Here is a 14,371-nt window from a genome sequence, read left to right as displayed (position 1 = left end):
GCAATACTTCTCTTCGTGAGCAAGGCCGCTGCATTTTTATGTGATTAGTCACGGAGGACTATGCCGTTCCATATAGCCTTACGCGTTTCGCGGCTGCTTACATCTCACAATGGACCATGAATGAGGGTAAACATAATGAAGGTTTTTAAATGGGTTGTGGCTTCAATGATGATGGGCGCGATTTCATTTTCTGCGATGGCGGCGAAAGAGGTCACCAAAGAAGAAGTTAAGAAGATGAACCTGCAGAAGATTGGTACGGTCAATACCACGGCGGAAACCACCTCGCCAATGGATGCGAAAAAAGTGCTGTCGCAGCTTGCTGATGAGAAAGGGGGCAAATATTACCTGGTCATCGCGGGCCGTGAGCACGGTAAATTCAGCGCCACGGCTGACGTCTATAAATAATTAGCGTAACCACATAAACTGCCAGGCATCCAGCCTCACCGGCTGGGTGCCATCAACCTTCCTGCCACTCACCACATCCTGCAAGGTATGCGCCACCGGCAACCGGGTCTCAACCGGACGCCCGCCGAGATTAAACACGCACAGCAGTCCGTCACCGCTTTCTGGCTGATGCCGCCGCATCACCAGCAGCGCATTTTCGCTGTCGTAGAGCGTCATCGGGTTATCGGGATGAAACGCCGGCTGACGACGACGCAGCTGAATCAGCTTACCCAGATGGGTATAGATTTGCTGGCGCAGCCAGTCACCTCCTGCCAGCGCTGCCTCAATCTCTTTTAAAGGGTACTTCTGACGATTAATTGCCCGGTTATGTCCTGCCGCCCGCACGCCATCATAGTGGTTGCGTGAGCCGAGAATGCTCTGGATGTAGATAGCCGGCACGCCGGGGAAGGCCAGCAAAATGGCATGCGCCAGTAAAAATCGCTGCAGGCGGGTCGCGTCATCATCGGTTTCGCGGTTTAACGCATCCAGGTAGGTGACGTTGATTTCATACGGGCTGGTGCTGCCGTCCGGGTTGTTTTTATAGGAGACCAGCGCGCCCTCCAGCGCCAGATCGCGCACCAGCGCCACAATCTCCACCTCGCTCAGAATGCCGCGCGCCGGATTCAGCCCGATACCGTCGTGCGACGCCAGGAAGTTGAAGAAGGTGGTGTCATTACTGCTGAGATCGAGGCTGCTGGCCCACTGTCGCAGTGCGCGCGCCGAGCCGGTGTGGATGCCGTGCAGCACCAGCGGTGGCAGTGAAAACTGGTAGACCATCTGCGCCTCATCATGGCCGTTGCCCAGATAGCTGATGTTGTCCTGATGCGGCACATTGGTCTCGGTGATAATCACCGTGCCCGGCGCGACAATATCGGCGATGGCGCGGAACAGTTTCACCAGCTGATGGGTCTTTTCCAGATGAATGCAGCGGGTGCCGGGCGTTTTCCACATGTAGCCCACCGCATCCAGCCGCACATAATCCGCCCCGCGCTTCAGGTAGTCGAGCAGTACGTTGACCATGCGCAGCAGCACCATCGGATTGGCGAAGTTGAGGTCAATCTGATCGGCGCTAAAAGTGGTCCAGATAAAGCGGGTCTCGCCATCGGCCATCTGAAACGGCGTCAGCAGCGGTGAAGTGCGCGGGCGGGTTACCGCGCTGAGATCGGTGGCGGGCGGCATGCTGATAAAGAAGTCATCCCAGCCCGGGTCCTGCGCCAGAAAGTGTCTGAACCACGCGCTGTGCGACGACATATGGTTACAGACAAAATCAAACATCAGCCGGGTTTCCTGATGCAGCCGCGCCACATCCTGCCAGTCGCCACACAGCGGATCGACCTGATGATAATCAATCACCGAGAAGCCATCGTCAGACGACCAGGGGAAGAACGGCAGCAGGTGCACCAGCGGGAAAATAGACTGCAGGTGCTGCTGATAGAAACGGGAAAAGGTGCTGAGCGTCGGCTTATCGGCTTCGCGAAACTGATCGGCGTAGCTGATCAGCACCACGTCCTGCTCATCCCAGTGCGCTTTACGCGGCAGCTTGATGACATCGCGCGCTTGCGCAATATCCGCCAGCAGCTGAGTACGCGTTGCCGCGGGAAAAGTGCCAGCATAAATCTTATCGATTAGATCGGTGATCGTTTCCATCGTGAGTTGGGTGCCACAGCAGGTGTTGTTTTTATGACAGGCGTCTTTCTAGCGTAGCGCTATGGCAGGGATTTTCCACTGAGGGAGTGAGATTGAAAGGGGGGCAAGCTGCGCCCCCCTGAAAAAGCTAGCGTTTCTTACCGAATGCGGCGGCCAGCGCATCGCCCATCGCGCTGTTACCGGCTGGCTGGCTGGCCGGACGAGGACGTCCTTTACCACCGGCGGGCCGTTTGTCGTCGCGCGGCGCGGCGTTTTTCGCTCCGCCACGGGCGTTGCCTTCACCGGGCTGCTCATCCAGACGCATCGTCAGGGCAATTCGCTTGCGCGGCAGGTCGACTTCCATCACCTTCACTTTGACGATATCGCCCGCCTTCACCACCTGGTGAGGATCGTCGACGAAGCGGTCGGAGAGTGACGAGATGTGTACCAGACCATCCTGATGCACTCCGATATCGACGAATGCGCCGAAGTTGGTGACGTTGGTTACCGCACCTTCCAGAATCATGCCCGGCGTCAGGTCATTCAGCGTTTCGACGCCTTCAGCAAACTGCGCAGTTTTGAATTCAGGACGCGGGTCGCGGCCCGGCTTCTCCAGCTCTTTCATGATGTCAGTTACGGTCGGTAAACCGAAACGCTCATCGGTGAAATCGTGGGCGCGCAGATTACGCAGGCTACCAGGGTTGCCCATCAGGTCGCTCAGCGCCTGTTCGGTGGCGGCCAGAATCCGCTCCACCACCGGATAGGCTTCCGGGTGGACGGTCGAGGCATCAAGCGGGTTGTCGCCATGATTGATGCGCAGGAAGCCGGCACACTGTTCAAAGGCTTTCGGGCCCAGACGGCTGACTTTCAGCAGCTGCTGGCGATTCTGGAACCGGCCGTTCTCATCACGCCAGCCGACAATATTCTGCGCCATCATTCGCGTCAGACCGGCAACGCGGGTCAGCAGGGGCACCGACGCGGTATTCAGATCCACACCGACGGCGTTCACACAGTCTTCCACCACCGCATCCAGTTTCTTCGCCAGCTGACTCTGACTGACGTCATGCTGGTACTGGCCGACACCGATCGACTTCGGGTCGATCTTCACCAGCTCCGCCAGCGGATCCTGCAGACGCCGCGCAATGGAGACTGCGCCGCGCAGCGAAACATCAAGATCCGGGAACTCCAGCGCCGCCAGTTCAGACGCCGAGTACACCGAGGCGCCGGCTTCGCTGACAATCACTTTCTGCGCCGTGACCTGCGGGAACTGCTGTTGCAGATCGAGGAAGAAACGCTCGGTTTCGCGCGACGCGGTACCGTTGCCAATCGCCACCAGCTCAACCTGATGTTTGATGCAGAGCGCGGCCACGGCAGCGGCCGCTTTCGCCGTCTGGCCGGTGTGTGGATAAACGGTATCGGTCGCCACCAGTTTGCCGGTCGCATCCACTACCGCCACTTTGACACCGGTACGCAGACCCGGATCGAGGCCCATGGTGGCGCGCATGCCAGCCGGTGCCGCCATCAGCAGATCGTGCAGGTTGCGGGCGAAAACGTTGATCGCTTCATCTTCAGCACGCTCGCGTATCGTGCCCATCAGCTCGGTTTCCAGATGCAGCATCACCTTGATGCGCCAGGTCCAGCTCACCACCGCTTTACGCCAGCTGTCCGCCGGGGCGTTATTCAGACGCAGGTTAAGGTGCTCGGCAATCAGCGTTTCGCCATGGCTTTCACGTGGCGCTTCATCGAACTGCGGATCGGCGTTGAGCGACAGCTGCAGTACGCCTTCATTACGGCCACGCAGCATCGCCAGCGCACGGTGTGACGGCACGCTGCTCAGCGCTTCATGGTGATCAAAATAGTCGCGGAACTTGGCACCCGCTTCTTCTTTACCTTCCACCACGCGCGAAACCAGATGGGCATTCTTCCACAGGTAGTTACGCACTTTCGCCAGCAGGGCGGCGTCTTCGGCGAAACGCTCCATCAGGATATAGCGAGCGCCATCCAGCGCGGCGCGCACGTCAGCCACGCCTTTATCGGCGTCGACGTAGCGTTCAGCCAGCTGTTCAGGCGAGTGGGACGGATCCTGCCATAAGGTGTCGGCCAGCGGTTCCAGACCGGCTTCAATCGCGATCTGACCACGGGTGCGGCGTTTCGGTTTATAGGGCAGGTAGAGATCTTCAAGCTCGGTCTTGCTGAGGGTGGTATTGATGGCGCGAGCAAGGTCGTCGGTGAGTTTACCCTGCTCGTCAATCGACTTCAGAATCGACTGACGGCGCTCTTCAAGTTCACGCAGATAGCTGAGGCGGGTTTCCAGCTGGCGCAGTTGGGTATCATCCAGCCCACCGGTGACCTCTTTACGATAACGTGCGATAAACGGCACGGTATTCCCTTCATCTAACAGGCGAACGGCGGCATCAACTTGCTCTGCCCGCGCCTGTAGCTCACTGGCAATTATCTGGCTCAGAACTTTCATCATCAGGACTGTCTTGCTTTCCGGGTTGAGAAATAGCGGACAGTTATACGGATTGATGGTTGAAATTGCCAGAGATGCGGCCGGCTTTCAGCGATATTCTGAATCACCCTTCCTGATAGCGGATTTCATTGACATACCACAGCGCCGGACCGGCTGGCGTCTCGACGGTAGCGGCATCACCAACCTCTTTTTTCAGCAACGCGCGTGCCATCGGCGAGTCAATGGAGATGTAATCTTTGCGGCCGAAAATCTCATCATAACCCACAATGCGAAAGCGCTTAACGTCACCGTCATCGTTTTCAATTTCGACCCAGGCACCAAAGAACACTTTGCCATCCTGCTGCGGCGAATAGTCTACGATGCGCAACTGTTCCAGACTTTTGGTCAGGTAACGTACGCGACGATCAATTTCACGCAGGCGCTTTTTGTTGTACTGATAATCGGCGTTTTCACTGCGATCGCCGAGGCTGGCAGCCCAGGTGACTTTTTTGGTCACTTCCGGTCGCTCTTCACGCCACAGGTAGTCGAGTTCTGCTTTCAGCTTATCGAAGCCTTCGCGGGTAATCAGTCGGGTTTTCATGCTGCATTGGCCAGAAAGAATCAAAGAGCGTCAGTGTAAGGCAAAGGGGGCGTGGCAAAAAAGAGTCGGGGAACGGGTTTTTAAAGTCTAAAAACCCACGTTGACTTCCCCGGCGGCGAAAAGGGTGGCTGCAAAAACGTGTTCTGAAGCCGATAGTGACTGAAGCCAATAAAGCAGAGGGTAAAAATTATTTTCCGGCGTGGGTCGCCGTGGTCGTCGAGGTGCTGCCGTGTCCGTCACCACCGCCACCGGCGGTAGCCAGTGCGACACCGAGCAGGGCGGCAACCGCGCCGACGCCGATGGCATTAGAGTTCCCTTGTGCAGTGGTGGTCGCCTGAGCGCCCGCCGCTTCACCTGTAGCGATAGCTGCGTAAGTTGGGCTGACGCTGCCAAATGCCAGCGCGCTCAGCAGTAAAATTGTTTTTTTCATTGTGTTATCCCCGTTGAGACGTCAATTGATGCCAGAGCAGTCTGGTTGAAATTTTCCGGGGCGAAAAGTTGGCTTTACTGATTGATTTAATGAACTTTATTTTTAACTGGCCTTGCTAAAGGCGTCGGTCAAAATAATCCGAGAGAAGTCTGGCGGGAATAAACGGTTTGCTGGAATTTTATGCTGCGAAAGCGGCAATGCTGTAGATTATCTGGAGCTAATCAATAATGATGGCTGATGTTTAAGTCAAATTCTCTGTTAACCTGCTGAATTTGCTGGCTGAATAAAAACTGGCGCGTTTCTGACGCCAGCGATGAAGAGAAATCAGAGCGATATTTCGGAATTGCCGTAATTCTATTTTTCAGGCTGAAAAGCGGTTATATCCCGGTGCTGATGCGGTTAAATTAAATATAAGCTGCTGTTTAATATGCTTTGTAACAATTTCGGCTAGAATATAAACCATTAATGACTGTCACTATAAGGCATCTTTTTTTAACAATGTTGGCTCAGGCAATAGCGCCTTTGGGAGTTGAAAATGCAAGAGAACTACAAAATTCTGGTCGTCGATGATGATATGCGTCTGCGTGCACTGCTTGAACGCTATCTCACCGAGCAGGGCTTTCAGGTGCGCAGTGTTGCTAACGCCGAGCAGATGGACCGTTTGTTAACCCGTGAATCTTTTCATCTGATGGTGCTCGACCTGATGTTACCTGGCGAAGATGGCCTGTCGATCTGTCGCCGTCTGCGCAGCCAGAGCAACCCGATGCCAATCATTATGGTGACCGCCAAGGGCGAAGAAGTGGATCGCATCGTCGGGCTGGAAATCGGCGCGGATGACTACATCCCGAAACCGTTTAACCCGCGTGAACTGCTGGCCCGTATCCGGGCGGTGCTGCGTCGTCAGGCCAATGAACTGCCGGGTGCGCCTTCACAGGAAGAGGCGGTCATCGCCTTTGGTAAGTTCAAGCTCAACCTCGGTACCCGTGAGATGTTCCGCGAAGATGAGCCAATGCCACTCACCAGCGGCGAGTTCGCGGTGCTGAAAGCGCTGGTCAGCCATCCACGTGAGCCGCTGTCGCGCGATAAGCTGATGAACCTGGCACGTGGCCGCGAATACAGCGCCATGGAACGTTCGATCGACGTACAGATCTCCCGCCTGCGTCGTATGGTGGAAGAGGACCCGGCGCATCCGCGTTATATCCAGACCGTCTGGGGCCTGGGCTACGTCTTTGTACCGGACGGCAGTAAAGCATGAGGCGACTGCGCTTCTCGCCACGCAGTTCGTTTGCCCGCACCTTGCTGTTGATCGTTACCCTGCTGTTTGTCAGCCTGGTAACGACCTACCTGGTGGTGCTGAACTTCGCCATTCTTCCCAGTCTGCAACAGTTCAATAAGGTGCTGGCCTACGAAGTGCGTATGCTGATGACCGACCGGTTGCAGCTGGAAGATGGCACGCAGCTGGAAGTGCCACCGGCGTTTCGCCGGGAAATCTACCGCGAACTGGGGATCTCGCTCTATACCAATGCAGCAGCAGAAGAGAGCGGATTGCGATGGGCGCAGCACTATGAATTCCTGAGCGAGCAGATGGGCCAGCAGCTTGGCGGTCCTACCGACGTGCGGGTTGAAGTTAATAAGAACTCCCCGGTAGTGTGGCTGAAAACCTGGCTGTCACCTGACATCTGGGTGCGGGTGCCGCTGACCGAAATCCATCAGGGCGATTTTTCGCCGCTGTTCCGCTACACCCTGGCGATTATGCTGCTGGCGATCGGCGGCGCCTGGCTGTTTATTCGCATTCAGAACCGACCGCTGGTCGATCTGGAGCATGCCGCCTTGCAGGTCGGACGCGGCATTATTCCGCCGCCGCTGCGCGAATATGGTGCCTCGGAGGTGCGTTCGGTCACCCGTGCCTTTAACCAGATGGCGGCAGGCGTGAAGCAACTGGCCGACGATCGCACCCTGCTGATGGCGGGCGTCAGCCACGATTTGCGTACTCCGCTGACCCGCATCCGTCTCGCCACCGAGATGATGAGCGAGCAGGATGGCTATCTGGCAGAGTCGATTAATAAAGATATCGAAGAGTGCAACGCCATCATCGAGCAGTTCATCGACTATCTGCGTACCGGTCAGGAGATGCAGACCGAGCGCGCCGATCTCAACAGCGTGCTGGGCGAGGTGGTGGCCGCTGAGAGCGGATATGAACGTGAGATTGAAAATGCGGTGATGCCGGAAGAGCTGATGCTGGATATCAATCCGCTGTCGATCAAACGCGCGCTGGCGAATCTGGTGGTTAACGCGGCGCGGTACGGTAATGGCTGGATCAAGGTCAGTAGCGGACGGGAACTGCATCGCGCCTGGTTTCAGGTGGAAGATGATGGTCCGGGCATCAAGCCGGATCAGCTGGCGCATCTGTTCCAGCCGTTTGTGCGCGGTGATAGCGCCCGCAGCACCAGCGGTACCGGGCTGGGGCTGGCGATTGTGCAGCGTATTATCGATGCGCATCAGGGATCGCTGGAGATTGGTGAGAGTGAACGCGGCGGGTTACGGATCCGTGCCTGGCTGCCGTTAGTTGAAACTCTGGCGCTGAGCCACAACAACAGCAGCAACAGCGTTTCAGGCTAAAAAAAACCGGCGCGGGCAGGGTGCCGCGCCGGTTTTTTTTAGCGTTGCGGACCGGCTTTGACCAGCGCCGCACCGGCTTCGTTATCGGTATATTTGGCGAAGTTATCAATAAACCGCTGCGCCAGACCCTCGGCTGCTGCGGTCCACTGCTCCTCGCTTTCCCAGCTGCGACGCGGATCGAGCGTATCGGCATTCAGCTCACCCAGACTCACCGGCATCTGCAGATTAAAAATCGGCAGCGTTTCTGTCGGTACATCATCCAGTTCACCGGCCAGAATCGCATTGATGATGGCGCGGGTGTTCTTCAGAGAGATACGTTTGCCGCTGCCGTTCCAGCCGGTGTTAACCAGATAAGCCTGCGCCCCGGCCGCTTCCATCCGCTTCACCAGCACTTCGGCGTACTGCGTCGGATGCAGCGTCAGGAACGCCGCGCCGAAGCAGGCAGAGAAGGTCGGCGTCGGCTCAGTCACACCGCGCTCGGTACCGGCCAGCTTGGCGGTAAAGCCCGACAGGAAATGATACTGAGTCTGCTCAGGGGTCAGGCGGGAGACCGGTGGCAGCACGCCAAAGGCATCGGCGGTCAGGAAGATCACCTTCTTCGCGTGGCCCGCTTTGGAGACCGGCCGCACGATGTTGTCGATATGGTCGATCGGGTAAGAGACGCGGGTATTTTCGGTTTTACTGCCGTCGGCGTAATCGACGCTGCCATCTTCGCGCACCACCACATTCTCCAGCAGCGCATTGCGGCGAATCGCATGGTAGATCTCCGGCTCGGCCTGCTCAGAGAGGTTGATGGTTTTGGCGTAGCAGCCACCCTCGAAGTTAAACACCCCGTCGTCATCCCAGCCGTGCTCATCATCGCCAATCAGCTGACGCTGTGGATCGGTGGAGAGCGTGGTTTTGCCGGTGCCGGACAGGCCAAAGAACACCGCAACGTCGCCCGCTTTGCCGACGTTGGCGGAACAGTGCATAGAAGCAATGCCTTTCAGCGGCAGCAGGTAGTTCATCACCGCGAACAGCCCTTTTTTCATCTCGCCGCCGTACCAGGTTCCGCCGATCAACTGCATCCGCTCGGTCAGGTTGAAGGCAACGAAATTCTCTGAATGCAGCCCCTGCGCCTGCCAGTCCGGGTTGGTGCATTTCGCGCCGTTCATCACCACGAAGTCGGGGGTAAAGCTGGCCAGCTCCGCCTCATCCGGCTGGATAAACATGTTTTTCACGAAGTGCGCCTGCCAGGCCACCTCGGTGACGAAGCGCACGCTCAGACGGGAGTCGGCATTGGCCCCGCAGAAGGCATCCACCACAAACAGGCGCTTGCCGGAAAGCTGCCGGGTAACGCACGCTTTCAGCGCGTTCCAGGTCTCCTGCGACAGCGGCTGATTATCGTTTTTGCCGGTGCCCTGATCGTTCCACCACAGGGTATCGCGCGTGGTGTCGTCACGCACAATGTACTTATCCTTTGGCGATCGCCCGGTAAAAATCCCGGTATCCACGGCAATCGCGCCGCTCTGCGTCAGGGTGCCACGTGCAAAACCATCGAGGTCCGGGCGTGTCTCTTCCTGAAACAGCGTGTCGTAATCAGGGTTGTAGACCACTTCCGTGGTATCCACGATGCCCAAAGCGGCAAGGTCTTGCGAGGTCAGGCCGTTAACGCGCATTTTACTGCTCCTTAAATCGGTGTCTGTTCTGCAAAGCAGAGATAGGTTGGGATCGTGCCGCCCGGCACCCTTCATTGAGGGTTAACAGCCCGTCGCCAGCTTGCCGCATCCGAAAAGCAGGCCGGTTCAGGCATCTGCCTCTGGATTATGGGCGGCTGCACGATCGCGCGCAGTTTACTCCTCTGCGTTTCGGGAAAAAGTCTGGTGATCTAAAAATGCGACTCAGGGCGCGTTAAGACTATGTTTCGAACGTTTTGAAGATGTTATGAAAGTAAAAAAAGATAATTTCTCAAGAAAATTATGGGGATAGGCGGAGCGGGGCGGGAAAGGGCGGCTAAAGCCGCCCGATAAATCAGTGCAGACGGTCGTTGTTTTCCAGCGAATGGCTACGGATGCCGGCAATATCGACAGCATCAAACACGTAGTTTGAGCCGCAGTAATCACAGTGCATGTCGATTTTGCCATCTTCCGCGATGATCTCATCGACCTCTTCCTGCGGCAGCGTTTTCAGGACTTCGCCACAGCGCTCACGCGAGCAGGTGCATTTGTAGATCACCGGCTGCGGATCGTAGAGGGTCGCTTCTTCCTGATGGTAGAGACGCCACAGTACCTCATTGGCCGGCAGATCGATCAGCTCGTCGGTTTTGATGGTTTCGGTCAGCGTTGCCAGATGGTCGAACGCTTCTTTCTCCGTCTCCTGCGCTGGCATAACCTGCAGCAGGATACCGGCTGCGCCTTTCTCGCTGGTGCGGATAAACAGCCGCGTCGGCAGCTGCTCTGAGCGCATGAAGTAATCTTCCAGGCATTCGGCCAGCGTCTCGCCTTCCAGCCCGACCACGCCCTGATAGCGTTCACCTTTCTCCGGAGAGATGGTGATCACCAGATAGCCGTTGCCGACCATGCTTTTCAGCGTGCTGTCGGCCGGAATGTCGCCTTTAATCCGCGCCACGCCGCGCAGCTCCTGATTGTTGTTGCCGTTAATTACCGCCAGCGACAACGGACCGTCACCCTGCAGCTGCACGGTGATTTCGCCGTCAAACTTCAGCGTGGCGGTCAGCAGGCTGGTTGCCACCAGCATCTCACCCAGCAGGGTATTCACCGCGGCCGGATAGTCGTGGTTCTTCACGGTTTCGCGCCAGGTGTTAGAGACGTTCACCAGCTCGCCACGTACCGCGGCATTTTCAAACAGATAACGGTGCAGTTGATCCTGGACTGACATATTTTTTTCTCTCGTTGGGGCGGGGCGGTGACGCGTCAGTTAAGACGGCGCTACTCATCGCCCGATAATTTAAACTTCATCAAATCGCGACGCTCTTTCTTATCAGGTCGCCGATCGGGATGTGGCATCGTCAGGGCATTCATCTTGCGCGCCTGCGCCACTTTCTCGCGTTTTTCGATGCTGGCATCCGTTTCCCGATAGAGCTGCTGGGCTTCACTGGCCGGGCGGCGTTGATTACTGATTTCCACCACCACCACCGTCCGTTCATCGTTGCCCTGGCGGAGTGTCAGCTCTGCATTCAGCTCCACCAGCTTGCCGGGTTTGCTGCGCTGACCGTTGTAATGCACCTTGCCGCCTTCAATCATCTCGCGCGCCAGCGCACGGGTTTTATAAAAGCGGGCTGCCCACAGCCACTTATCGAGGCGCACGCCTTCGCTGCTTTTCTCTTTCATTGCTGCTCCTGACTCAGATCAGCGTCTGGTAATCGCTCACCGCGACGTGACGCTCGAAGATTTGCTCAGGACGGCCCGAATCGGGATTACTTACGCCTAAGCACCAGCCGATGCCGGCTAACTTCGCCGCATCCAGAATCACTTCGCTGTCATCGATAAACAGCGTACGCCGTGCGCAATAGCCGGTGTGCTGTTGTACCGCCTGCCATAAACGTTGGTCTTCTTTCGGATACCCAAAGGTATGGGTAGAAAGTAATAAATCAAGGTGTGGCGCTAAACCTGTCTGCGCCAGTTTGACGTCCAGATTGTAAGGATGCGCATTGGTGAGCAGGATGGTGCGCTTGCCTGCGCGTCGCAGTGCCTGCAGAAACGGCAGCGTATCGGCACGAAGCGCCACGCGGCTGCGCAGTTCCCAGGTCATGGTGCGGATATCCAGCGCCAGTGCCTGCGCCCAGTAATCCAGACAATACCAGTTTAGCGTATGAGCTACGGCCTGATACTTTTCCGCGATGATCTGTTCCGCCTCATCCGGCGTGATGCCGCGTTGCTGGCTGAGGATGGCAGGCACATGCTCCAGCCAGAAGTGACGGTCAAACGCCAAATCCAGCAGCGTGCCGTCCATATCCAGCAGTACGGTATCAATCTCAGACCAGTCGACGATCATGGTGTCTCACCCTGTAAAAAACCGGGCGACAGGGTAGCACAGAAGGGCAGGGCTCAGAATAACGAGCGCACACCCTGCAAAGTGCCGAGGTTATGGTTGAAGCACTTGTCGTAATAGTGCTGGATATCGGTCATCCGCTGACGATTACGGTGCATGCGGCGCAGCGCCAGCAGACCGTTGATCACTGCGCAGGTAACCAGCACCAGCAGCAGCAGGGCGGTGCCGAGATAACGCCACTGCGCCATCGCATCCGGCTCATTATGCAGCGCGATGTGGCGGGTGCCGTTGGCATCGGTCGACAGGCTGGTGATAATGCCGCTGGCGCTGAACGGCGTGTGCAGCAGCATAGCGGACATACGCTGCAGCTCGCGCCACTGAGACGGCGGATCGAGGTCAAACAGGGAAACGCTCGGCTGAGGCTGATTCACCAGCTGGCGACCCTCATCGCTGACAATCAGGAAACCGCCTGGCGGTGGGCTGTTAAGGTTTTCCGCCGCGCGCCGGGTTTCACGAAAGAAGAAGGTCGAGGTGGCGGTATTCACCAGGTTTTCCAGCGCCTCGGCACTGACCGGACGCAGCAGCACATTCATACCGTTCAGCTGACCCGAGTCGGCCCGGCGCACCAGCGCTTCCCAGTCTTTCGCGTTGCCTAAATTGACCAGTGCGTTCTTTAACCGCACGCAATCCTGCGGCTGATTACACAAATCCTGCGTCTTCATCACCAGATCGGAGAAGTCATCCAGCAGGATCATGCCGGATTTCTGAATCGCGGAGGCCAGCTGCGGGTTCAGTTTCGGATCGGTGTTGGTTTCCGGGTGCAGCTGCCGTGTCGTGGTCTCCAGCAGGGCGGCGGCCTTGTCGATGATGTCCGACTGCGGCTGCGGCAGAGGCGTCGCGTTATTCCAGTAGACCGCCGAGCAGTCGAACGGCATAAAGGCGTAATTACGGTTGCTCTGATAATTGTCAGGCACCGAACACATGCCGGTGCCGGTGACCTTGAGGCTATCACCGATATTCAGCGGCACGCTGCTGAGCTTATCAACGCTGCTCACTTCCAGACTGTCGGTGCCTTTAGCCCAGGCCAGGCTGAGTTTGATCGGCATGCTGAGCGGGATCCAGGTCACCAGCAGAGCCAGCACCGCCAGCGAACCACAGGCCAGCACCACGTTTTTACGCCAGCGCTGGATGGGAAAGTTTTTCACTTCATCCTGCAGCGAAAGGAACCGGCCCTGACGCACCACCTGACGGTTCAGGTAGATTTCCACATCGGTAACCTGACCGAGATCGTGCGCCACATAAGGTTGCCAGTGCGGCGGATAGGCGAGGTCGATAATCCCCAGCGTGATGTTGCTCTGTTCCTGATTAGACTCGCTGAACAGGCCCCAGCGCTTCGGCGCGCCGCGCAGACAGTGAATATCACGCAGGCCGCGTTCACCAGGAACCCGATAGAGCAGCCACAGGCTGGCGGCGATCATCGCTGCGCCAGCCAGCACCAGCCAGATCATCAGGGTGGCCGGCACCAGCAGGCTGAAGAAGAATAACAACAGGGCGAGCGAGATAATGACCGCTTCACGGGTGCCATCCGGACGCGACAGACGATACTCTTCCGGCGTCTCTTTACGCACCTTAAGCAGCTCAACGCTCTCGGTTTCCGCTTTGCGGATCGACGCATTGGTTGAGACCGGACGCATCAGCGTCGGCAGACTTTGTTGATCAACAGCGTAATCGACCAGCGAATGACCGTTTAGGGAGATTACCAGCGGGATCGATTGGGTTCGGATCAGTTCAACGTAGTTTTCATCGGTGATGTACTGCTCCCACAGCGGCGGCAGATGAACTTCGACTTCATCGAGGTAGTAGCGCCATTTATGGGGATCGTCGGTCGACAGGCCGTAGCGGGTAATCGCACGGGTGACCGGATAGACGTTATTACTTTGTGCGGTCAGGGTCAGACGTTCAGGCGCGGCGCGTTTGCCCGTTGTAACGGTAGTGCGCGGCTGCTTTTCCAGCGCAGCGACATACTTATCGACCGCCTTACGCTCCTGATCAGACAGTTTGCGGCAGGGCGGACTGATAAATGGCAGTGGTTTCGCCAACGGCGGACGATGCCGCATAGCGTACCAAAACCCAATGCCTGCCAGAATTGAACAGGTTAGCACTATGGCCAATATCGTAAAGATTGTGCTCATACTCTGCTCAACTCAGC

At 57.1% G+C, this 14,371-nt stretch carries 12 protein-coding genes; 3 read left to right on the top strand and 9 right to left on the bottom strand.

What is annotated here, in order from left to right; all coding sequences use genetic code 11:
- The first annotated feature begins 135 nt into the window (after positions 1-135).
- The gene (locus AABB92_RS17695) at positions 136-405 is read left to right on the top strand and encodes a YdgH/BhsA/McbA-like domain containing protein (RefSeq protein WP_031375651.1); all 270 of its coding nucleotides are present in this window, start codon (positions 136-138) and stop codon (positions 403-405) included.
- Here AABB92_RS17695 and AABB92_RS17690 read toward each other — a convergent pair whose 3' ends face one another.
- The 4 genes from AABB92_RS17690 to yjbE form a co-directional block, all read right to left on the bottom strand.
- A complete protein-coding gene (locus AABB92_RS17690; protein WP_046289363.1) occupies positions 406-2,091 on the bottom strand; it encodes a sugar phosphorylase in 1,686 nt (561 codons plus the stop codon).
- Positions 2,092-2,218: 127 nt separating this feature from the next.
- On the bottom strand, positions 2,219-4,546 hold the full coding sequence (locus AABB92_RS17685) for a Tex family protein (protein ID WP_031375652.1): 2,328 nt from the start codon (positions 4,544-4,546) through the stop codon (positions 2,219-2,221).
- A gap of 100 nt (positions 4,547-4,646) precedes the next feature.
- Positions 4,647-5,123, bottom strand: coding sequence for a transcription elongation factor GreB (gene greB / locus AABB92_RS17680; protein ID WP_031375653.1), 477 nt, complete (start codon positions 5,121-5,123; stop codon positions 4,647-4,649).
- Positions 5,124-5,310: 187 nt separating this feature from the next.
- On the bottom strand, positions 5,311-5,553 hold the full coding sequence (yjbE, locus tag AABB92_RS17675) for an exopolysaccharide production protein YjbE (RefSeq protein WP_031375654.1): 243 nt from the start codon (positions 5,551-5,553) through the stop codon (positions 5,311-5,313).
- Between the two features lie 535 nt (positions 5,554-6,088).
- Between yjbE and ompR the strand changes: the two genes are divergently transcribed.
- Together ompR and envZ are read left to right on the top strand one after the other, a co-directional pair.
- Positions 6,089-6,808: an osmolarity response regulator transcription factor OmpR gene (ompR, locus tag AABB92_RS17670; protein WP_001157751.1), complete on the top strand. Its 720-nt coding sequence runs from the start codon at positions 6,089-6,091 to the stop codon at positions 6,806-6,808.
- Positions 6,805-8,172 (top strand): two-component system sensor histidine kinase EnvZ, encoded by a 1,368-nt coding sequence (gene envZ, locus AABB92_RS17665; protein WP_031375655.1) that lies wholly within the window; start codon positions 6,805-6,807, stop codon positions 8,170-8,172. Before ompR ends, envZ begins: the two co-directional genes overlap by 4 nt.
- Positions 8,173-8,210: 38 nt before the next feature.
- On the opposite strand, the gene pckA is transcribed toward envZ, so the two are convergent.
- From pckA to AABB92_RS17640, 5 genes are all read right to left on the bottom strand, one after another.
- Positions 8,211-9,830 carry a phosphoenolpyruvate carboxykinase (ATP) gene (gene pckA / locus AABB92_RS17660; RefSeq protein ID WP_031375656.1) on the bottom strand — a complete coding sequence of 540 codons (1,620 nt, stop codon included), beginning with the start codon at positions 9,828-9,830 and terminating at the stop codon, positions 8,211-8,213.
- A 352-nt stretch (positions 9,831-10,182) separates the two neighbouring features.
- Positions 10,183-11,049 carry an Hsp33 family molecular chaperone HslO gene (gene hslO / locus AABB92_RS17655; RefSeq protein WP_031375657.1) on the bottom strand — a complete coding sequence of 289 codons (867 nt, stop codon included), beginning with the start codon at positions 11,047-11,049 and terminating at the stop codon, positions 10,183-10,185.
- Between the two features lie 50 nt (positions 11,050-11,099).
- Positions 11,100-11,501 carry a ribosome-associated heat shock protein Hsp15 gene (hslR, locus tag AABB92_RS17650; protein WP_031375658.1) on the bottom strand — a complete coding sequence of 134 codons (402 nt, stop codon included), beginning with the start codon at positions 11,499-11,501 and terminating at the stop codon, positions 11,100-11,102.
- Between the two features lie 13 nt (positions 11,502-11,514).
- Positions 11,515-12,165, bottom strand: a complete 651-nt coding sequence (gene yrfG, locus AABB92_RS17645) for a GMP/IMP nucleotidase (protein WP_031375659.1) — start codon at positions 12,163-12,165, stop codon at positions 11,515-11,517.
- A 53-nt stretch (positions 12,166-12,218) separates the two neighbouring features.
- Positions 12,219-14,354, bottom strand: coding sequence for an intracellular growth attenuator family protein (locus AABB92_RS17640; protein ID WP_031375660.1), 2,136 nt, complete (start codon positions 14,352-14,354; stop codon positions 12,219-12,221).
- Between the last annotated feature and the right edge of the window lie 17 nt (positions 14,355-14,371).

Source organism: Pantoea brenneri, assembly GCF_038594305.1.
In the GTDB taxonomy this organism is placed as follows: domain Bacteria; phylum Pseudomonadota; class Gammaproteobacteria; order Enterobacterales; family Enterobacteriaceae; genus Pantoea; species Pantoea brenneri.
Note: the sequence above shows the minus strand (reverse complement) of the source record. Positions and strands in the feature narration are given on the sequence as shown.